13 protein-coding genes are annotated in these 20,036 nt (G+C 69.5%); 9 read left to right on the top strand and 4 right to left on the bottom strand.

The window, feature by feature from the left end; translation table 11 throughout:
- On the top strand, positions 1-8,325 hold the full coding sequence (locus tag RMP06_RS13530; RefSeq protein WP_310462305.1) for a GH36-type glycosyl hydrolase domain-containing protein: 8,325 nt from the start codon (positions 1-3) through the stop codon (positions 8,323-8,325).
- Between the two features lie 19 nt (positions 8,326-8,344).
- On the opposite strand, the gene RMP06_RS13525 is transcribed toward RMP06_RS13530, so the two are convergent.
- Both RMP06_RS13525 and RMP06_RS13520 read right to left on the bottom strand, forming a co-directional pair.
- Complete coding sequence (locus RMP06_RS13525) at positions 8,345-9,295, bottom strand: OmpA family protein (protein WP_310462304.1); 951 nt, start codon at positions 9,293-9,295, stop codon at positions 8,345-8,347.
- Positions 9,296-9,333: 38 nt separating this feature from the next.
- Entirely contained in the window at positions 9,334-9,720 is a 387-nt protein-coding gene (locus tag RMP06_RS13520) for a DUF4398 domain-containing protein (protein ID WP_310462303.1), read from the bottom strand.
- A gap of 284 nt (positions 9,721-10,004) precedes the next feature.
- On the opposite strand from RMP06_RS13520, the gene RMP06_RS13515 reads away from it, so the two are divergent.
- Genes RMP06_RS13515 through RMP06_RS13505 form a run of 3 tightly spaced genes read left to right on the top strand, consistent with a single transcriptional unit; the run spans position 10,005 to position 13,518 of the window.
- Positions 10,005-10,931, top strand: coding sequence for a sugar ABC transporter substrate-binding protein (locus RMP06_RS13515; protein WP_310462302.1), 927 nt, complete (start codon positions 10,005-10,007; stop codon positions 10,929-10,931).
- A 27-nt stretch (positions 10,932-10,958) separates the two neighbouring features.
- Positions 10,959-12,449, top strand: a complete 1,491-nt coding sequence (locus RMP06_RS13510) for a sugar ABC transporter ATP-binding protein (protein WP_310462301.1) — start codon at positions 10,959-10,961, stop codon at positions 12,447-12,449.
- A 43-nt stretch (positions 12,450-12,492) separates the two neighbouring features.
- The gene (locus tag RMP06_RS13505) at positions 12,493-13,518 is read left to right on the top strand and encodes an ABC transporter permease (RefSeq protein WP_310462300.1); all 1,026 of its coding nucleotides are present in this window, start codon (positions 12,493-12,495) and stop codon (positions 13,516-13,518) included.
- An 82-nt stretch (positions 13,519-13,600) separates the two neighbouring features.
- Here the strand turns inward: RMP06_RS13505 and RMP06_RS13500 are convergent, their stop codons facing one another.
- On the bottom strand, positions 13,601-14,362 hold the full coding sequence (locus RMP06_RS13500; protein WP_310462299.1) for a carbonic anhydrase: 762 nt from the start codon (positions 14,360-14,362) through the stop codon (positions 13,601-13,603).
- A 101-nt stretch (positions 14,363-14,463) separates the two neighbouring features.
- Positions 14,464-15,516, bottom strand: a complete 1,053-nt coding sequence (locus RMP06_RS13495) for a LacI family DNA-binding transcriptional regulator (RefSeq protein WP_310462298.1) — start codon at positions 15,514-15,516, stop codon at positions 14,464-14,466.
- Positions 15,517-15,660: 144 nt separating this feature from the next.
- Between RMP06_RS13495 and RMP06_RS13490 the strand changes: the two genes are divergently transcribed.
- The 5 genes from RMP06_RS13490 to purU are packed head-to-tail and all read left to right on the top strand — an operon-like array spanning position 15,661 to position 20,030.
- Positions 15,661-16,722: a fatty acid desaturase family protein gene (locus RMP06_RS13490; protein WP_310462297.1), complete on the top strand. Its 1,062-nt coding sequence runs from the start codon at positions 15,661-15,663 to the stop codon at positions 16,720-16,722.
- Between the two features lie 51 nt (positions 16,723-16,773).
- Positions 16,774-17,082: a MocE family 2Fe-2S type ferredoxin gene (locus tag RMP06_RS13485; RefSeq protein ID WP_310462296.1), complete on the top strand. Its 309-nt coding sequence runs from the start codon at positions 16,774-16,776 to the stop codon at positions 17,080-17,082.
- A 13-nt stretch (positions 17,083-17,095) separates the two neighbouring features.
- Positions 17,096-18,346, top strand: a complete 1,251-nt coding sequence (locus RMP06_RS13480) for an NAD(P)/FAD-dependent oxidoreductase (RefSeq protein WP_310462295.1) — start codon at positions 17,096-17,098, stop codon at positions 18,344-18,346.
- Between the two features lie 8 nt (positions 18,347-18,354).
- Positions 18,355-19,158 carry a 3-methyl-2-oxobutanoate hydroxymethyltransferase gene (locus RMP06_RS13475; protein WP_310462294.1) on the top strand — a complete coding sequence of 268 codons (804 nt, stop codon included), beginning with the start codon at positions 18,355-18,357 and terminating at the stop codon, positions 19,156-19,158.
- A gap of 17 nt (positions 19,159-19,175) precedes the next feature.
- Positions 19,176-20,030: a formyltetrahydrofolate deformylase gene (gene purU / locus RMP06_RS13470; protein WP_310462293.1), complete on the top strand. Its 855-nt coding sequence runs from the start codon at positions 19,176-19,178 to the stop codon at positions 20,028-20,030.
- The last annotated feature ends 6 nt before the right edge of the window (positions 20,031-20,036 follow it).

Raw genomic sequence — 20,036 nt, 5'->3', positions numbered from 1 at the left:
ATGGCGCCACAGGAACTGCTGCGCCTGGTCCCGGACGCTTCGCCGGCACTCCAGGACATCCTCGGCGCTTCATCGGACGCGGTGCAGCCGCCGATCCGCGCCGAGATTTTCGGCCCGCAGCGCTTCGCGCAGCATGGCCGCAGTCTGGGCGAGACCCACCGTGCCGAGCGCGCGCATTCCCACGCGCAGACCTTCTTTCCGCGCCTGCGCAGCAACATCGACGCGCTGCGCCACGCCCACCGCTACATCGGCGTGCAGGCGGCCACCGGCTACGACATCAGCCCGGCCGCCGAATGGCTGCTCGACAACTTTCACCTGATCGAGGCGCAGCTCAAGGAGATCCACGACGGCCTGCCGCGGCGCTATTTCCGCGCCTTGCCGGTGCTGGTGGACGAGCCACTGGCCGGGCTGCCGCGCATCTACAGCGTCGCGTGGGCGTTTGTCGCCCACACGGACGGTGCCTTCGATGACGACCTGCTGGTGCAGTTCCTGTGTGCCTACCAGGAGGCACGCGAGCTGAACCTGAGCGAGCTGTGGGCGCTGCCGACGACGCTGCGCGTGGTGCTGATCGAGAACCTGCGTCGACTGGCCGAGCGGGTGGCCACCAACAAGGCCGCCCGGGAGGTGGCCAACCTGTGCTGTGACCGCATCGACACCTGCCCGCTGGAGGACCTGGGCCGCTTGCTGGAGGTGCTGACGCAGCGGGGTGTCGGGCCGGTGTTCCTGGCCCAGATGGCCATGCGGCTGCAGGACCGCTGGGCCAGCGAAGCGACCGACGCGCAGGCCCGGGTGCTCGCCTGGCTGCACGCCGCACTGCCCGATCTGGCCGCGCTGCAGACCCAGCAGCGTGCCGACCAGGCGGCCGACAACCTGAGCGTCAGCAACGCCGTCACGGCCCTGCGCGCCATTGGCGATGCCGACTGGTCCGACATCGTCAGCCGCACCAGCGCACTGATGCAGCGCATGCTGGCCTCGCCCGTGTTCGCCGCCGAACAGGCGATCACCCGCGACCAGACGCTGCACGGCGTCGAGCTGCTCGCCCGGCGCTGCGGCCGCAGCGAGGCCGCGGTCGCCAACACGCTGCTGGAGCAGATGCACACGGCCACCGGCGCCGATGACCCGGCTGCCGTCGCCAGCCACTGGCTGTTCGGTGCAGGCCGGCCGGCGCTGCTGGCCGCGCTCGGGCTGCACGAGCGTGTGGCGCTGGTCTGCCGGGCCGCCGCGCGCCGGCTGGCGTTGCCGGTCTACCTGGGCGCGCTGCTGGTGGGGACCGGCGGGGTGATCGCGTGGCTGATGCGGCGCCACGGCGTCGAGGCGCTCAGCGACTGGAGCCGGCTTGGCGGCGTGCTGGGGGTCGTGCTGATGCTGTTTCCGGTGTCCGAGGCGGTGGTGGCGGTCATCAACCGGCTCATCAGCGAGTCGGCCCGGCCGCAGCACCTGCCCCGGCTGGCGCTGGCCGAGGGCATCCCGGCCGAGCACCGCGTCCTGGTGGTGATCCCGGGCATGCTCACCGACGCGGTGGCGACCCGCGCGCTGGTGCACCGGCTGCAGTTGCACTACCTCGCCAACCCCGAGCGCCACACGCAGTTCGCGCTGCTGACCGACTGGGCCGACGCCGACACGGCGCAGTGCGCTGCGGACGCGGCACTGCTGGACGACGCCGTCCAGCAGATCCGCGCGCTCAATGCCCGCCATCCTCCGGATGCCGTTGCGGACCCTGCGGCTCCCGCGCCGCGCTTCCTCGTGCTGCACCGCGCACGCACCTTCAGCCCCACCGAGCAGCGCTGGATCGGCTGGGAGCGCAAGCGTGGCAAGCTGGAGCAGCTGGTCGAGGTGGTCAACGCCTGCGCGCCGTCCGCGTCCGCGTCCGGCCCGTTCCTGGACCTGGGCGCGGAGTCGCGCCTTGCGCCGGGTACGCGCTACCTCGTCACGCTCGACAGCGACACCCGCCTGCCGCCCGGCCGGCTGCGGGAGCTGGTTGGCGTGGCGGCGCATCCGCACAACCAGCCGCGCTTCGACGCCACTGGCCGCGCCGTCCTCAGTGGCTACGGCATCCTGCAGCCGCGCATCGTCACGCCGCTGCCTGCGCCGAAGGACGTCACCGTCTACCACTGGCTGTTCGCCGGCCAGTGCGGCATCGATCCCTACAGCGCCGCCAGTTCCGAGGTCTACCAGGACCTCTTCGGTGAAGGCACCTTCACCGGCAAGGGCCTGCTGAACGTGCAGGCGATGCATGCCGTGCTGGCCGGCCGCCTGCCCGAAGGCCGGGTGCTGAGCCACGACCTGCTCGAAGGCTCGATGGTCCGCTGCGCTGCGGTGACCGACATCGCGCTGGTCGAGGACGCACCGTTCCACGCCGATGTGGCCGCCTCGCGCGTGCACCGCTGGACCCGCGGCGACTGGCAGTTGCTGCCCTTCCTGCTGCAGCCGCGCCGCTACGGGCTGCGTGCGGTGAACGGCTGGAAGCTGTTCGACAACCTGCGCCGCTCGCTGGTGGCGCCCATGTCGCTGGGGCTGGTGCTGCTGTCGCTGAGCGGGGCAGGGGTGTCGCCGTGGGTGGCGCTGGGGCTGGTGCTGGCCGCGTTTTCGGCCGGGCCGACGATGGGCGCAGTCGCCGGCTTCCTGCCGGGCCGCGAGGATATCGCCCGGGGCTACTTTTTCCGCGCCGCGGCACGCGACGTGGGCCGTGCGCTGGGCGGCGGGCTGTTCCATCTGGCGCAACTGCTGCAATTGGCGCTGATGGCGGTGGACGCGATCGCGCGGGCGCTGTACCGGATGCTGGTCAGCCGGCGGCACCTGCTGCAGTGGACCACCGCGGCCACGGCGCAGGCCGCCGCGTCGGTGCATCTGCGGGTGGTGGCGCGCGGCCATGCCTCGGAGCCGCTGGTGGCGCTGGCGCTGCTCGGTGTCTTGCTGGCGGTCGGCACGCCGCATCCGGCCCTGTCCGTGGTGCTGTGCCTGCTGTGGGCGGCGTCGCCGCTGACCACCTGGTGGGTCAGCCGACCGCGTCCGGCGCGCAAGGACGCCGAGCTGCCGCGGCCCGAGCAGGTCCGTCTGGAGGCCATCGCCCGCGATACCTGGCGGCTGTTCGAGCGGGTCATCGGCCCGGAAGACCGCTTCCTGCCGCCCGACAACCTGCAGACCCTGCCGAACGATCTGGTCGCGCACCGCACCTCGCCGACCAACATCGGCCTGTACCTGCTCAGTGCCGCCTGTGCGCGTGCCTTCGGCTGGATCGGCACGCCCGAACTGGTGACGCGTCTGGAGGCAACGCTGGCCACACTCGCCACGCTGGAGCGCCACCGCGGGCACTTTCTCAACTGGTACGACACGCAGACCGGCACGCCGCTGCTGCCGCGCTACGTCTCCACCGTGGACAGCGGCAACCTCAGCGGGCACCTGCTCGCGGTCGCACAGGCCTGCCTGGCGCTGGCCGAGGCGCCCGTGGCGGCCGACGAGGGCGACACCACCGAGGCCGTGCTGCGCCTGCGCGCACTGGCCTCGGCCTGCGAACAGCTCGCGTGGGACGCCGATTTCAGCTTCCTTTACCACCGCAAGCGCCACCTGCTGCACATCGGCTACCGCGTCGCCGAGCAGCAGCTCGACGCCGGGTTCTACGACCTGCTGGCCTCCGAGTCGCGCCTGACCAGCCTGCTGGCCATCGCCAAGGGCGACGTGCCGGTGCGCCACTGGTCGGCGCTCGGCCGACCGTTCTATGCCGTCGGCGCCCATGCGGGGCTGCGCTCATGGTCCGGCTCGATGTTCGAGTACCTGATGCCCAGCCTCGTCCTCGACGAGCCACATGGCAGCGTGCTGCGCGAGGCCTGCCACGCCGCGCTGCGCGAACAGATCGACTTTGCCACCGAGCGGGGCGTGCCCTGGGGCATTTCGGAATCGGCCTACGCCGGGCGTGACCACACGCTGGCCTACCAGTACGCGCCACAGGGCGTGCCGCGGCTGGCGCTGCGCCGCACGCCGCCGGGCGAGCTGGTGATCGCGCCCTACGCGACCGCGCTGGCGGCCCTGATCGCGCCGAGGCGGGCTGCGGCGAATTTCACGGCGCTGGAGGCGCTGGGTGCGCGCGGGCCGTACGGCTTTCTGGAGGCGCTCGACTTCTCGGCCGCCCGCCAGGTCGACGGCGAAACCTTCACGCCCGTCAGCACCTTCATGGCCCACCACCAGGGCATGACCCTCGTGGCGCTGGCCAATGTGCTGCTGGGCGGGGTCGCGCAACGCTGGGGCATGGCGAATCCGCACATCGAAGCGGTCGATTCGCTGCTGCACGAACGCGCGCCGCGCGCGGTGTCGGTGCTGCTTGCGCCGCTGGCCGGGCCGCCCCTGCAGACGCTGCAGCGCCGCGCGCCGGGGCTGCTGCGCGAGGTGGTGCCGGGCGTGGCTGCGGTCGAGCCGACGCACGTGCTCTCGAACGGCCGCTACAACGTCTCGCTGCGCGCCAACGGCGCCGGCTGGAGCCGCTGGGGCGCCACCGGCATCACCCGCTGGCGCGACGACGCGCTGCGCGACGCCTTCGGCAGCTTCTTCTACCTGCGCTGGGACCGCCAGCCGACCCCGGTGTCCATCACCCAGCACCCCGCGCCCGACCCTGCCGCGCACTACCACAGCACCTTCCACGCCGACCGTGTCTGCCTGGACGCCCACTGGCCCGAGTTGCAGGCGCACACCACCGTCTGGGTCAGCCCGGAGGACGACATCGAGTTCCGCCAGATCGCGCTGCACAACCTGAGCGACCGGACGATCGACATCGAGCTGCTCTCGGCCTTCGACATCACGCTGTCCGATGCGCGGGCCGACGAGGCGCACCCGGCCTTCACCAACCTGTTCGTGCGTGCCGAGTGGCAGGCCTCGCAGCAGGCGCTGGTGTTCGCCCGCCAGCCCCGGCTGCCGACCGAACACGGCCTGCAGGCGGCGCACTTCCTCGCCGACGCCGATCCGCAGATCACTGAAGTGCGCCTGCAGACCGACCGCCAGCGCTGGCTCGGCCGCAACCGGGCAGTCGGCGATCCGCTGGCGGCGTTCGACGCCGCGCCAGCGGGCACGGGCGACGAGCGTGTGCGGCTTGGCACCGGGCTCGACCCCGTCTGTGCGCTGGCGGTGCGGCTGCGGCTGGCGCCGCACTCGGTGTCGCAGCTCACCTTCGCCACCGCCGCGTCCGACAACGGCGGCACGCTGCACGCGGTGATCGACAAGTACCGCCAGCCCAGCCACGTCAAGCGCGCCTCGCTGATGTCGGCGACGCTGACTGGCATCCGGCTGCGCGCGCTGCGCATCAGCCCGGAGAACTTTGCCGCAGTGCAGCTCCTGTCCACCGCGCTGCTGTTCAGCCTGACCCGCACGCCGACACGGATGGTTGCGCTGGAAGATCTCGGCGTCTGCGACCGTCGCCTGCTGTGGCGCTTCGGCCTGTCGGGCGAGCGGCCGCTGGTGCTGGTGCAGGTCGGCGTGGTGCAGGACCTGGGGCTGCTGCGCTCGCTGGCGCAGGCGCTGCGGCTGTGGTCATGGGGCGAGGTGGCCTGCGACCTGGTGGTGGTGAACGCGGAGCCGGCGTCCTACCTGATGCCCCTGCAGCGCGAGATCCAGACCTTGCGCGAACGCCACGCCGCGGACAGCGCGGCGGAGCGCCGCCTGGCCGGTGCGGCCACTACGGCGCTGCACGCGCTGCGCGCCGAGGAGCTGAGCGCGGACGAGCTGTCCACGCTGAAAACGCTGGCTCGGGTGCGTTTTCACGGTGACGGCCGGCCGCTGTTGCACCACGTGCAGACCTGGAGCGCCTGGCACGAGCAAGCGCTCGCATCGCGCCAGGAGGTGTCGACCGCCGTGGTGGCGACCAGTGACGTGCCCGGGCAGGTGGCGACCACGCAGGGCGTGTTCGACGCCGTCTCGGGCGACTTCCGCTTTCCCGTCAGTGCGGCGCGTCGGCCGGCGCGGCCGTGGATCAACGTGCTCTCCAACGCTGCGTTTGGCGCGCAGGTGTCCGAGGCGGGCGGGGGCTACACCTGGGCCGTGAACAGCCGCATGAACCAGCTCACCGCCTGGTCCAACGACCCGGTGGCCGATCCGCCTTCGGAGTGGTTCCTGCTGCAGGACCGCAAGACGCTGCAGGTCTGGAGCGTCTCGCCTTCGGCCTGGGGAGCGGCAGGCGAGGACGGCGGCGATTACCGCATCGCGCACGGCCAGGGCCTGAGCGTCATTCGCCACCAGCGCGGCGATCTGGCGGTGACCGCAGCCTGGTGCGTCGATGCGGGCACGGCGGTCAAGCAGGTCCGGTTGCACCTGGTCAACCACGGCCCGCGCACGCTGCACCTGCGCGTGATCGGCGTGGCCGAGTGGCTGATGGGGGCGAACCGCACCGACCGCAGCACCGTCCACACCGCGCAGCACCGCCAACGCCTGCCGGGCCAGCGCCTCACCGCGCTGCTGGCGACGCAGCGCGAACGCGCCGGTGGTTTCGGCAACGGCACGGCCTTCCTCGCGCTGGCCGGCCCGGACATCGACGACGAGGGCGAAGACTGGACCTGCGACCGGCGTGAGTGGTTCGATGCCCGTGGATGCCCGGTGCTGCCCGACCACTTCAGTCGGCAGCAGGGCATCGGCTTCGATCCCTGCGCGGCGCTGTCGAGCCGGTTGACGCTGGCCGGCGGGGAGCAGGGGGAGCGGGTGTTTCTGCTTGGCTATGCGGAAAGCCCTGGCGCGGCGCGGCGCATCGCCACCGTGGCGGCCACCAAGTCGGCGGCGCAGCGGGTGGACGAGGTGCGCCAGCACTGGGACCACCTGCTTGGCGCCACGGCGGTGCAGACGCCCGACCCGCTGTTCGACGCGATGGTCAACCGCTGGCTGCTCTACCAGACGGTGTCGTGCCGCCTGTGGGCCAAGGCGGGCTTCTACCAGGCGGGCGGTGCCACGGGCTTCCGCGACCAGTTGCAGGATGCGATGGCGCTGGCCTGGGCGGCGCCGCAGATGCTGCGCGACCAGATCGTGCTGTGCGCGTCGCGGCAGTTTGTCGAGGGCGACGTGCAGCACTGGTGGCACGCCCCGCAGGGGGCCGGGGTGCGCACGCATTTTTCCGACGACCTGCTGTGGCTGCCGCACGCCTGCGTCCGCTACCTGCATGCGACGGGGGACACGACCCTGCTCGACGAGCCGGTGGCCTTCCTCGCCGGAGCGCCGATCCCCGACGGCGCCGAGGACGCGTACTACACGCCGACCCTCAGCGACGAGACCGCCACGGTCTACGAACATGCCGCCCGCACCATCGACCGCAGCCTGCGCGTGGGCGCCCACGGCCTGCCGCTGATGGGCAGCGGCGACTGGAACGACGGCATGAACCGCGTCGGCATTGGCGGCCGCGGCGAGTCGGTCTGGCTGGGCTGGTTCCTGTGCAAGCTGGTGGCGGATTTCGCACCGCTGGCGCACGCCCGCGGTGACGGGGACCGCACCCGGCGCTGGGAGCACGCCGCGCAGGGCTGGACACTGGCGCTGCTCGGCCCGGCGTGGGATGGGCAGTGGTTCAAGCGCGCCTTCTTCGATGATGGACAGGCGCTCGGCTCGCAGGCCAATCCCGAGGCGAAGATCGACCTGATCGCACAGGCGTGGGCGGTCTTGTCGACGGTGGCCCCGCCGACCTGGCAGCACCTGGCGCTGGCGGCGGTGGAAACCCACCTCGTCGACCACGACGCGGGACTGGTCCGGTTGCTGGACCCGCCGCTCGTCCACGCCGAGCCGAGCGCGGGGTACATCCAGGCCTATCCGCCGGGTGTGCGCGAGAACGGCGGCCAGTATGCGCACGCGGGCGTCTGGGCGCTGATGGCCGAGGCGCAGGCCCAGCATCCGCGCCAGCCGGTCACCGGCGCCGCCAGCGCAGGCGACACGGTCTACCGCTATTTCACCTATCTCAGCCCCGCGCACCGGTCGAGCCACCCGACCCGCGGTGCCGTGTATGGCCTCGAACCCTATGTGATGGCCGGCGATGTCTACAGCCAGCCGCCCTATGTCGGTCGTGGTGGCTGGAGCTGGTACACCGGCGCGGCGGCGTGGCTGCACCGGGCGGCGATCGAGTCGATGTTCGGTCTGCACCTGGGTGCGACCGACCTGTGCTGCACACCCTGCCTGCCGTCGGACTGGCCGAAGGCCGAGCTGACCCTGCGACGCGAGGGGCGCACGCTGCGCTTCCTGCTGGTGCGGGCGAGGGCGGCCGACGTGGTGCTCCAGCCCGGAGATCGCTTGCTGCGTCCCGGCGAGCGGCTGGAGTGGGTCGGGCTGCCGATGGACAACCGCTTCGTGGTGCCCTGGCTGGTGGACGCGGTGTGAGCCGCGCCGCCCGCGGGGATCACCGCGGCGGGATGTTCCCGCTGTCGTCCGACAGGACGATCTCCACCCGCCGGTTGAACTGGCGCCCGGCCGCGCTGGTGTTGCTCGCCACCGGATAGGCCTCGCCGTGGCCGTGGGTGCTGATCTGCGCGTCGGCCACGCCCATGTCGACCATCGCACCACGCACGGCGTCGGCCCGGCGGGTCGAGAGCGCTTCGTTGGCGCTGTCACTGCCGACGCTGTCGGTGAAGCCTTCGACCAGCACCTTGCGCTGCGGGTATTGCTTGAGGAAGCCGGCGAGCTTCTCGACGCTGCGCGTGCCGCCCGGCTTGAGCTGCGCCCGGTTGTTGTCGAACAGCACGTCGCCAAGCGTGATCACCAGGCCGCGGTCGGTCTTCTTCGCGTTCAGCGCGTTGATCTGGACTTCGAGCGCCGTCGTGCGCGCCTGCGACTCGCTGGCCTGCTGCTGGGCGGTGCGGGTGTCGCGCTCGGCGGACTGGGCCTTGCGCTGGGCGAGTTCGGCGTTCTGCCGTTCGGCTTCCGCCTGGCGCTGGGCCATCTGGGCGCTGCGCTGGGCGGCATCGGCCTCGTCGGTGCGTGCGGCCAGGCGCACCTTGTCGCGGTCGGCGTCGGCCGTGGCGATGGCATGCTCGGCGACCTTCTGGCGGCTCATCTCCTGCGCGATCGCCACCCGTTGCCGGGTCAGGTAAGCGAGGTGGTCGACCTCCTCGCTGCTGTCGCGGTTGGCCCATGCCTTGTCAGCCATCACCAGCGCGTCGCCGGCCTGCTGGAGTTCGGCGGCGGCCAGTGTGCGGGCCTGCGGGTTGTTCTGTGCGGCGCGGTATTCGATGCGTGCGACCTCCAGGCGTTCATTGCGCAGTGGCGGATTGCTGCAGCCCGTGATCGCGGCGCTGGCGGCCAGCGCGGTCAGGGTCACGGGGAAGAAACGGGGGAGGGGCGCTCGGGTCATGGTGTTGTCCTTTGGGGGTCAGTTCAAGCGGTTCCGGTTCATTGGGTCTTGCGGTTCATTTCTTCGCGCAGGACGCGGCGCGCTTCGTCGACCTCGTCAGCGCCCCGCTGGGCCTTGGCCGAGCGGGCGCGCACCTCCGCCAGCCGGGCGTCGGCCTCGGCCTCCATCGCCAGTGCGCGGGCGAGGTCATAGTTCCGGGCGGTCATCGCGGCGGCGGCGCGGTCGAGCTTGTCACGGGCGGTTTTCAGGTCGGCGGGGGCGAGATCACCGGCGCCGGCGCTGACGGCACTGGCCAGTGCGGCGGTCGACACCGCCATCTGGTCGCTGGGCACCGGTGCGGAGGTGCAGGCCGCCAGGAAGAAGACGGTTCCGGCGACCAGACCAAGCAGCGGCGTGTGGTGGGCAGAGTGGCGGGAGGTGTACATGAGAGGGTCCGTCCATGGAGTCGAGGGTTGGGCCGGAGCCCATGGGTCCAGCGTGGCGCCAATCCGCTGGTCGGTCGGTGCGCCAGCGCACCCATTCACACCACAGCACCTGGCTTCGGAAATGTAATTCCCTAGGTGTATTTCCTTAGAAATCTATTTCCAAAATTTTAACCCGCGGCGCTACAGTGGCGTCGTGTTGAGCAGTGCTGCACGGCGCGATCAACCAAACCACCCTGGGTGGCGCCAAGGCGCCCCGTCTGTTACACATAGAGGAGACCGAGATCATGAAGAAACTGCTGATTGCCGCCGCTGTCGCGGGTTCCCTGGCATCCCCCATGGCCCACGCGCAGAAGATCGGTCTGGCGATGGCCCAGCTCGACACCTTCCTGACGATCCTGAAGAACGGCACGCTCGACGCGGGCAAGAAGGCCGGCGCCAGCGTGCAGGTCGAAGACGCTGGCAACGACGTGGGCAAGCAGCTCAGCCAGATCCAGAACCTGATCGCCCAGAAGGTGGACGCCATCATCGTCAACCCGGTGGACACCGACGCGACCCCGAAGATCACCAAGATGGTGACCGACGCCAAGATCCCGCTGGTCTACGTCAACCGCAAGCCGGTGGACTTCGACAAGCTGCCCGCCGGTGTCGCCTTCGTGGCGTCCGACGAGAAGATCTCGGGCACCGTGCAGACGCAGGAAGTCTGCCGCCTGCTCAAGGGCAAGGGCGAAGTGCTGGTGCTGATGGGCGAGCTGTCCAACGAAGCCGCGCGCACCCGCACCAAGGACATCGAGGAAGTCATCGCCACCAAGGAATGCTCGGGCATCAAGATCGTGGACAAGCGCGAAGGCGCCTGGGACCGCACCAAGGGCCAGGACATCACCACCAACTGGCTGTCGTCGGGCGTGAAGTTCGACGCCATCATCGCCAACAACGATGAAATGGCCATCGGCGCGATCAACGCCCTGAAGGCCGCCAAGAAGTGGACCCCGGGTTCGCTGGTGGCGGGCATCGACGCTTCGCCGGACGCGCTGGCCTCGATGAAGGCCGGTGACCTGAAGGTGACCGTGTTCCAGAACGCCGCCGGTCAAGGCACGGGCGCCATCGACGCCGCGATCAAGCTGATCAAGAAGCAGCCGGTCGAGCGTTTTGTCAATGTGCCGTTCGAGCTGGTGACGCCGTCGAACCTCAGCAAGTACATGGGCAAGAACTGAGCAAACACTGAGCTGAGGTGCCCGAGGATGTCTGAGACTGTATTGCTTGAAATCGAGGGCATCCGAAAGGCCTTCCCCGGCGTGGTCGCGCTGGACAATGTTCGATTCCGTCTGCGCGCGGGCACTGTCCACGCGCTGATGGGCGAGAACGGCGCCGGCAAGTCCACGCTGATGAAGATCATTGCCGGCATCTACACGCCCGACCAGGGCGAGATCCGGGTGAAGGGTCGGCCGTTGGTCCTCGACGGCCCGCTCGACGCGCTGAACCAGGGCATCGCGATGATCCATCAGGAACTCAACCTGATGCCCTTCATGACCGTGGCGGAGAACATCTGGATCCGCCGCGAGCCGCTCAACCGCTTCGGCTTCGTTGATCACACTGCCTTGCGCCAGCAGACGCAGGCGCTGTTCGACCGGCTGGGCATCGACATCGACCCCGAGGCCGAGGTGCGCAGCCTCTCCATCGCCAGCCGGCAGATGGTGGAGATCGCCAAGGCGGTGTCCTTCGATTCGGACGTCCTGATCATGGACGAGCCGACCTCCGCGCTGACCGAGAACGAAGTGGGGCACCTGTTCCGCATCATTCGACAGTTGCGGGCGCAGGGCAAAGGCATCGTCTACATCACGCACAAGATGAACGAGCTGTTCGAGATCGCCGACGAGGTGTCGGTGTTCCGCGATGGCAAGTACATCGACACCAAGCTGTCCACCGAGGTCACCCGCGACGACATCATCAAGATGATGGTCGGGCGCGAGGTGACGCAGATGTTCCCCAAGGAAACCGTGCCGATCGGCGATGTCGTCCTGTCGGTGAAGAATCTGGGCGTACACGGCATTTTCAGCGGTGTCACCTTCGACCTGCGCGCTGGCGAGATCCTGGGGCTGGCCGGACTGGTCGGCTCTGGTCGCTCGAATGTGGCCGAGGCCTTGTTCGGCGTCGTGCCAGCCACCGAAGGCGAGATCCACATCGGCGGCCAGAAGGCGGTGGTCGGCACACCGGCTGTCGCGATGCAGCACGGCATGGCCTTCCTCACCGAAGACCGCAAGGACACCGGCTGCTTCCTGATCCTCGACGTCCTGTCGAACCTGGAGTCGGCGGTGCTGAGCCAGCGTTACGTCAAATACGGTTTTGTCCAGCAGGGCGAGCTGCAGCGCGACTGCGTAGCGATGAGCCAGTCGCTGCGCGTGAAGACACCCGGCATGAGCGAGGTGATCCAGAACCTGTCGGGCGGCAACCAGCAGAAGGTGCTGATCGGCCGCTGGCTGCTGACCAAGCCGAAGATCCTGATCCTCGACGAGCCGACCCGCGGCATCGACGTGGGCGCCAAGGCCGAGATCCACCGCCTGGTCAGCCAGTTGGCGGGGCAGGGCGTGGCGGTGCTGATGATCTCGTCGGAGATGCCCGAGGTGCTGGGCATGAGCGACCGGGTGATGGTGATGCACGAGGGCCGCCTGACCGGCATCGTGGACCGCGCCCAGGCCGACCAGGTCACGATCATGGAACTGGCTTCGAGCTGATCCAACCCATCCCTTTCGATTCAGATTCCGCTACGGAGACACGATGTCAAGCAACGCGACGGTGGGCGCGCAGTCCATGACCTTCAAGCCGGCCAAGCGCAAGTGGCCGCCCGAACTCGGCATCTTCCTGGTGCTGGTCGGCATTTCCCTGTTCTTCGAGGCCCTGGGCTGGTGGGTCAACGGCCAGAGCTTCCTGATGAACCCGGAGCGGCTGCAGATCATCATCCTGCAGATGGCGGTGATCGGCATCATTGCCATCGGCGTCAACCTGGTCATCATCACCAGCGGCATCGACCTGTCCTCAGGCTCGGTGGTGGCGGCGGCGGCGGTCGTCTCGGCGAGTCTGGCGCAGGTGTCGGACTTCCCGCGTGCCGTCTTCCCGCACCTGACCGACCTGCCGATGGTGTGGCCGCTGCTGGCGGGCACCACGATCGGGCTGCTGATCGGGCTGCTCAACGGCTCGCTGATCGCCTTCACCGCGATCCCGCCGTTCATCGCCACGCTGGGCACGATGGTGGCCGCCCGCGGCTTCGCCAAGTGGTTCACGGGCGGGATGCCGGTGTCGATGCTGACCGACAATTTCGCCTGGATCGGCTCGGGCGCGGTCCCGGTGTTCATCTTCCTGGTGGCGGCGGCGATCTTCCATGTGGTGCTGCGCTACACCCGTTTCGGCAAGTTCACCTACGCCATCGGGGCCAACCGGCAGGCAGCTGTCGTCTCCGGCATCAATGTCAACCGCCACCTGATCTGGATCTACACGATCGCGGGTCTGCTCAGCGGCATCGCCGGCAGCGTGACGGCGGCGCGGGCCATCTCGGGCCAGTCCGGCATGGGCGTGATGTACGAGCTGGACGCGATCGCCGCGGTCGTCATCGGCGGCACCTCGCTGTCGGGCGGCATCGGCCGGGTCACGGGCACGGTGATCGGCGTGCTGATCCTCGGCGTGATGACCTCGGGCTTCACCTTCATCCGCATCGACGCCTACTACCAGGAGATGGTCAAGGGCGCGATCATCGTCGCGGCGGTGGTGGTCGATCAGTACCGTCAGCGCAAGCGCCGCGGCGCCTGAATCTCCAGTGGTGTGGTGATTCGCCGCCGGCCGAGGCCAGGCGGCGTGTGGCGCGCAGCCTGGGTTGCGCGCCTTTTTTCGTTCAGAGCGATTCCTTGACCACGCGGCCGTTCAGCGGCTGGATCGGGCGCGCGTTGAACGAGAACATCTGGCGGAACCGCTTGACCTGCTGCGCCGAGAGCTTCACCGGCTGCTTCAGCACCATCCAGTTCACGTCCTCCGAGCACGGCGGCGTGGTCAGCGAGCCTTCGAAGCTGTAGTAGCCCTTCTCGGTGGGCAGCAGCGCGGCGAGGTCGAGCGTCAGGTCATCGGCCGTGATCGTCTCGCCGGCCTTGGCGGGCAGGTGCTCGAAGACCGGGGCGTAGAGGGCGTTGGCCTTGCCGAAGTCGAACAGCACGGCGACGACCCCGAGCTGGCCCGCGGCGCTGCGGTGGACGAAGTGCGCGACCAGCGGCTTGCGCTTGCCGTTGAGGGCCTCTTCGCTGGGCGTGTGGAAGTGGAACTGCAGCAGCTCGTACCGCTGGTCGCCCACCGTCAGGGTATTGCCCGCCGGCAGGTTCACCTGGATGGTGTGGCCGTTGTTGACCACCGCGCCCTTGGTCGGGCTGTAGCCGAAGTCCAGCGACGGCAGCGCGACCTTTTCCGTCGCCTTGATGTCGATCGGGCTCTGGCGCTTGCCGGCCGAGCAACCCTCGAAGGACGTGTCCAGGTGGGCCCAGTGTTCGGGGTTGTGCTTGCCTTTGTATTCCCAGTGCGGGGTGGCGTTGGCGGCTTGGGCAGACCAGGCGCTCAGCAGCAGAGCCGACACGAGGGCGAGGCGCGGGAACGGTTTTGCAATCAGCATGGCAGGAGACATGACCAGAATGACCGGATGGATCTTGGGTGAATGGGAATGAGAATTTACCGGATCGGGCGTGTCTTCAATCGTGCCGTGACGGCAAGAAATCAGATGTTCTCCGGCGTGCAGACCTCCACCGGCAACGTCCGCTGCATCGCCTGCGGCAGCGCATCGGGCCGGTCGAGCGCGTCGTGCACCGCGGCCACCACCGTCTGCGCGATGCGCTCGATCGGCGTGACCAGGACCAGATCGACGATGCCGTCGATCAAGGCGTTGCGGTGTTCGGCGTGCAACTCGTTGCAGACGGTGACGACGTGGCCGAGCGGGTGGCCGGGCGGGCGCTCCAGCCGCAGCGCGCGGATCATCCCGCTGGCGCCACCTCCGGCCGCCTCGTAGATGCCGGCCAGGTCCGGGTGGCGCCGCAGCAGCTCCAGCGTCGCCTCGTGGCCGATCTGCGCGTCCTCCAGATTGACGATCGGGTCGAGCACGCGGAAGGCCGGTGCGTGTTCCCGCAGATAGGCCCGGAAGCTCATCTCGCACGCCTCATGCCCCAGGTAGCGGTGGCTGCCGACGAACACCGCCACCGGTCCCGGCGCTTTCGCCAGCCGGCTGATCGCCCACGCTGCCGTGCGCCCGCTCTTGCGCGGATCGACGCCGACATACCCCGCCCGCAGCGGCGCGCTCAGGTCCGACAGCAGCGTGAATACCGGCTTGCCCGCGGCGTGCAGCGTCTCGATCGCCGCGGTGACATGGGGGTGATCGACCGCCACGACCGCCAGCGCATCGACCTCGCGGCCCAGTTCGAGCAACTGCTGCGCGATGGCGGCCGGCTCGACCGCGGCCATGTACTCGATCACCGCGACACCCGGCGACGGGTGCCGCGCCACGGCCGCGTTCAGCTCGCGGCCGAGCACCTGGTAGAACGCCTCGTGCCGCCGCAGCAGGCAGAAACCCAGTGTGCGCACCGTGCGGTCGGCGCGTTCCTGCAGCCGGGCGCGCATCAGGTGGGCGCCGTGGTAGCCGATGCGCTCGGCGGCTTCGATCACGCGCAGCGCGGTTGCTTCGCGCACCGGCAAGCGGCTGTTGAGCACCCGGTCCACCGTCGCGGTGCTCACGCCGGCCGCCGCCGCCACGGCGGTGAGAGTGGGGCGGCTGCTCATGATGGAAATGCAATGATGCAGTGCCGCATGGTTGATGCTTTCTGATAGAAAATGATGGTTTCGCATTGTGGTGCAGGAACAGTGTCCCTAGCATCCGCGCATCCAACGGAATTCCAGCGGAAATCCAACGAAACGAACCACGCCATGCGCAGCGACACGATGACCGACCCGGCTCCCCACCTCGACGACTACCGATTGATCGGCGGCGCGGGCGACCGTGCAGCGGCGGCCGGGCTGGTCAACGGCGACTGGTACAAGTGCGCCGTGCCGCGTCCGCTGATGAAGCAGTTGATGCAGCGCGACGACGCCCACGCGATCCGCGACACCGCGCTGTGGTTCGCGCTGGTGATCGGGGCGGGGGCGCTGATGGCGTGGGCCTGGGGCACGGGGTGGTTCGTGCCGGCGTTTTTCCTCTACGCCACGCTGTATTGCGGCCCGGCCGACTCGCGCTGGCACGAAGCCGGCCACGGCACCTGCTTCAAGACCCGCTGGATGAGCGAGGCGCTGTACCAGGTGGCGTGTTTCATGGTGCTGCGACGCCCGACCCGCTGGCGCTGGAGCCACGCCCGCCACCACACCGACACGCTGGTCGTCGGCCGTGACCCGGAAATCGCCGCGCCGGTGCCGACCGACCTGCTGACGATGGCGCTGAACTGCTTCGCGGCCAAGAACGCCCCGACCGAGTACGCCCGGATCATCGCCAATGCCTTCGGGCGGCTCGACGAGGCGGAGAAGACCTTCGTGCCCGAGATGGAGTGGCCGAAGATGGTGCGCGAGGCGCGGATCTGGGTGGCGATCTACGCGGCGGTGATCGGCCTGGCGGTGGTCGCCCAGAGCTGGCTGCCGCTGTTCTACATCGGCCTGCCGTCGATGGCCGGGGCATGGCTCTACAACTTCTTCGGCCTGACGCAGCACGCCGGCCTGCCCGAGAACGTGCTCGACCACCGCCGCAACTGCCGCACGGTGAAGATGAACCCGGTGTTCCGTTTCCTCTACTGGAACATGAACTACCACGTCGAGCACCACATGTTCCCGATGGTGCCGTACCACGCGCTGCCGAAGCTGCACGACGCCATCCAGGCCGACTGCCCGCCCGCCTACAGTGGCACCGCCGAGGCGTACCGCGAGATACTGCCGGCCCTGTGGCGCCAGCGCCGCGAGCCGGCGTGGCACATCGTGCGCCCGGTGCCCGCCCGCGCGGTCTGATTTCCCCATCGTCATGCCCGCGCAGGCGGGCACCTACCCGGAGCTTCTTCCATGCCCACCTGGATCAACGTCTGCCCCCTCGATGACATCGACGACGAGGACGTGTCCCGCTTCGACCACGCCGGCCAGACCTACGCCGTCTACCGCGTCGATGGCGCCGTCTATGCCACCGACGGCCTGTGTACCCACGAGAAGGTGCATCTCTGCGACGGCCTCGTGATGGAGCACGTCATCGAGTGCCCCAAGCACAACGGCCGCTTCGACATCCGCAACGGCCGGCCTCTCGGCGCGCCGGTGTGCGTGGCGCTGAAGACCTACCCGGCCAAGGTCGAGGACGGTCGCATCTTCATCGAAGTCTGAGGACGGTCCGAGCATGCCTACTCCCCGCGCCATGGTGATCGTCGGTGCCGGCCACGTCGGCGGTCGGGCTGCGCAGGCATTGCGCGCCTTCGGCTGGACCGGCCCGATCGTGCTGATCGGCGCCGAACCGCACCTGCCCTACGAACGCCCGCCGCTGTCCAAGGGCCTGCTGACCGGCGCGCAGGACGCGGCCTCGTGCGCGCTGCGCCCCGCCGCAGACTACGACGCCGACCAGATCAGCCACGTCGTCGCCTGGGTGGAGTCGATCGACCCGGTGCAGCGCGAGGTGGTCATCACCGGCGGGCCGCAGCGGGCCGAGCGGCGCATCGCCTACGAGGCGCTGCTGCTGGCGACCGGCGGGCACCTGCGCCGGCTCGACATCCCCGGCGCGGACCTGCCCGGCATCCTCGGCCTGCGCACGCTCGACGACGCCGCCCAGATCGCCGCACAGTTGCAACCCGGCGCCCGCGTGGTCATCGTCGGCGGTGGCTTCATCGGGCTGGAGGTGGCCGCGTCCGCCTGGCAGCGGGGCTGCGAGGTCACGGTGATCGAGGGGGCGCCGCGCCTGCTCGGTCGCGCGGTGCCCGAGGCCATCGGTGCGCAGGTGCTTGCGCTGCACCGGGCGCGGGGTGTCGAGGTTCGCCTCGGGACGCTGCCGACGGCGTTCGAACGCCAGCCCGACGGCTCGACGCAGGTCACGCTGAACGACGGCACGGCGCTCGTGGCCGACACCGTCCTCGTCGGCATCGGCATCGCGCCGGCCACCGAGCTGGCGGCGCAGGCGGGTCTGGCACTCGGCCGCAGCGGCATCGCCGTGGACGCGCAGCTCGCCACCAGCGCCCCCGGCGTCTTCGCGGCCGGCGACGTGGCCGAATTCCCCAGCCCGCTCGGCGGCCAGCCGATCCGACAGGAAACCTGGCAGAACGCCGAGACGCAGGCCCGCGTCGCGGCGGCCAACATGCTCGGCCAGGGCATGGCCTTCGACGCCTCACCGTGGTTCTGGTCCGACCAGTTCGACCACCAGATCCAGGTCAGCGGCGAGCCGGCGCTCGGCGCCTCGGTCGTCACGCGCCCGCTCGCTGGCGGTGCGTCGATCGACTTCCACCTTGACGCCGCCGGTCGGCTGGTCGGCGCCAGCGGCTTCGGGCCTGTGTCGGCGCTCGCCAAGGAATTCAAGCTGGCGTGCATGCTCGTCGAGCGGCGCCGCCAACCCTCACCCGAGGCGCTGGCGGATGTCGGCGTCAAGCTCAAGTCCCTGCTCTGAGAGCCCCCATGAAAAAGCCCCAACGCCCGACGATCGCCGACCTGCGCGCCCTCAAGGGCCAGCGCCAACTCAGCATGCTGCGCATCGAGACGCTCGACGAGGCGGCGGCTGCGCAGCAGGCCGGGGTGGACCTGGTCTCGGTGCCGCCCGCGCTGCTTGGCCCTGCCTTCCGCGAAGCAGCGCCGACGCTGTTCGCCTTTCCCGGCCTCGAATACGGCGACTTTGTCAGCGCCGAGGAGTACCTGCGTGCGGCCTTCGCTGCCATGAAGGCCGGCGGCGACGCGGTCTACTGCGCCGCGAGCATGGGCATCGTGCGCCGGCTGCGCGACGAGGGCATCCCCGTCTGCGGCCACACGGGGTTGATCCCCTCTCAATGCACCTGGACGGGTGGTTTCAAGGCCGTTGGCAAGACGCTGGAAACGGCGCAGCTCGTGTACCGCCAGGTCAAGGCGCTCGAAGAAGCGGGCGCCTTCGCCGCGGAGATCGAAGTCGTGCCAGCCGACATCGCCGCGGCGATTTCGACGCGCACCAGCCTGCTGCTGATCTCGATGGGCGCCGGTGCCGGCGGTGATGCGCAATACCTCTTCGCCAGCGACGTGCTCGGCGCCAACACCGGCCACATCCCCCGCCACGCCAAGGTCTACCGCAACTTCGCCGCCGAACACGCCCGCCTGCAGGCCGAGCGCGTGGCCGCGTTCTCCGAGTTCCGCACGGACGTGGACAGCGGCGCCTACCCCGCGACCCAGCACAATGTCGGCGTCGCGCCCGAGGTGCTGGCCCAGTTCACGCAGTTCCTCGACCAGCAGCCCTGAGTTCTTCTCACACCACCATGACCACTGCCGCCGCTTACGTCCTCACGCTCTCCTGCCCCGACCAGCCGGGCATTGTCCACGCGGTTTCAGGCCGGCTGTTCGAGCACGGCGCCAACATCCAGGAAGCCGCGCAATACAACGACCAGCAGACGGGCCTGTTCTTCATGCGCGTGCAGTTTGTGTGCGCACAGGCCAGTCGTGAGCAGCTGGATGCGGCGCTGCAGGATCTGGCGGCGCAGTGGACGATGACCGTCGATCTGCACCGCGCCGACCAGCGCATGCCCACCGTCATCTTCGTCAGCCAGCACGGGCACTGCATCAACGACCTGCTGTTCCGCTGCAAGAGTGGCGCGCTGCCGATCGAGGTCAAGGCGATCGTCTCGAACCACCGCGACTTCTACCAGCTCGCCGCCAGCTACAACATCCCCTTCCACCACCTGCCGATGACCGCGTCCACCAAGCAGGAAGTCGAAGCCCGCCAGCTCGACATCGTGCGGGCGGAAGGGGCGGAGCTGGTGATCCTGGCGCGCTACATGCAAATCCTGTCGGACCCGATGTGCCGGGCGCTGAGCGGGCGGGCGATCAACATCCACCACAGTTTCCTGCCGAGCTTCAAGGGCGCGAAGCCGTATTACCAGGCGCACGACCGCGGCGTGAAGCTGATCGGCGCCACCGCGCACTACGTGACGGCGGATCTGGATGAAGGCCCGATCATCGAGCAGGACGTGGCCCGCGTGGACCACAGCCTGACGGTGGACGACCTGACGGCGATCGGGCGGGACACCGAGAGCCAGGTGCTGGCGCGGGCGGTGAAGTGGCACAGCGAGCGGCGTGTGCTGCTCAATGGGCACAAGACCGTCGTGTTCAAGTGAGCGCCA

The organism is Sphaerotilus sp. (genome assembly GCF_031429695.1).
Lineage (GTDB): Bacteria > Pseudomonadota > Gammaproteobacteria > Burkholderiales > Burkholderiaceae_C > Sphaerotilus.
Note: the sequence above shows the minus strand (reverse complement) of the source record. Positions and strands in the feature narration are given on the sequence as shown.

What these genes read in the sequence shown, in the direction of transcription:
- RMP06_RS13530 (WP_310462305.1), top strand. Translation starts at nt 1, where the DNA reads ATGGCGCCACAGGAACTGCTGCGCCTGGTCCCGGACGCTTCGCCGGCA.
- RMP06_RS13525 (WP_310462304.1), bottom strand. Translation starts at nt 9,295, where the DNA reads ATGACCCGAGCGCCCCTCCCCCGTTTCTTCCCCGTGACCCTGACCGCG.
- RMP06_RS13520 (WP_310462303.1), bottom strand. Translation starts at nt 9,720, where the DNA reads ATGTACACCTCCCGCCACTCTGCCCACCACACGCCGCTGCTTGGTCTG.
- RMP06_RS13515 (WP_310462302.1), top strand. Translation starts at nt 10,005, where the DNA reads ATGAAGAAACTGCTGATTGCCGCCGCTGTCGCGGGTTCCCTGGCATCC.
- RMP06_RS13510 (WP_310462301.1), top strand. Translation starts at nt 10,959, where the DNA reads ATGTCTGAGACTGTATTGCTTGAAATCGAGGGCATCCGAAAGGCCTTC.
- RMP06_RS13505 (WP_310462300.1), top strand. Translation starts at nt 12,493, where the DNA reads ATGTCAAGCAACGCGACGGTGGGCGCGCAGTCCATGACCTTCAAGCCG.
- RMP06_RS13500 (WP_310462299.1), bottom strand. Translation starts at nt 14,362, where the DNA reads ATGCTGATTGCAAAACCGTTCCCGCGCCTCGCCCTCGTGTCGGCTCTG.
- RMP06_RS13495 (WP_310462298.1), bottom strand. Translation starts at nt 15,516, where the DNA reads ATGAGCAGCCGCCCCACTCTCACCGCCGTGGCGGCGGCGGCCGGCGTG.
- RMP06_RS13490 (WP_310462297.1), top strand. Translation starts at nt 15,661, where the DNA reads ATGCGCAGCGACACGATGACCGACCCGGCTCCCCACCTCGACGACTAC.
- RMP06_RS13485 (WP_310462296.1), top strand. Translation starts at nt 16,774, where the DNA reads ATGCCCACCTGGATCAACGTCTGCCCCCTCGATGACATCGACGACGAG.
- RMP06_RS13480 (WP_310462295.1), top strand. Translation starts at nt 17,096, where the DNA reads ATGCCTACTCCCCGCGCCATGGTGATCGTCGGTGCCGGCCACGTCGGC.
- RMP06_RS13475 (WP_310462294.1), top strand. Translation starts at nt 18,355, where the DNA reads ATGAAAAAGCCCCAACGCCCGACGATCGCCGACCTGCGCGCCCTCAAG.
- purU (WP_310462293.1), top strand. Translation starts at nt 19,176, where the DNA reads ATGACCACTGCCGCCGCTTACGTCCTCACGCTCTCCTGCCCCGACCAG.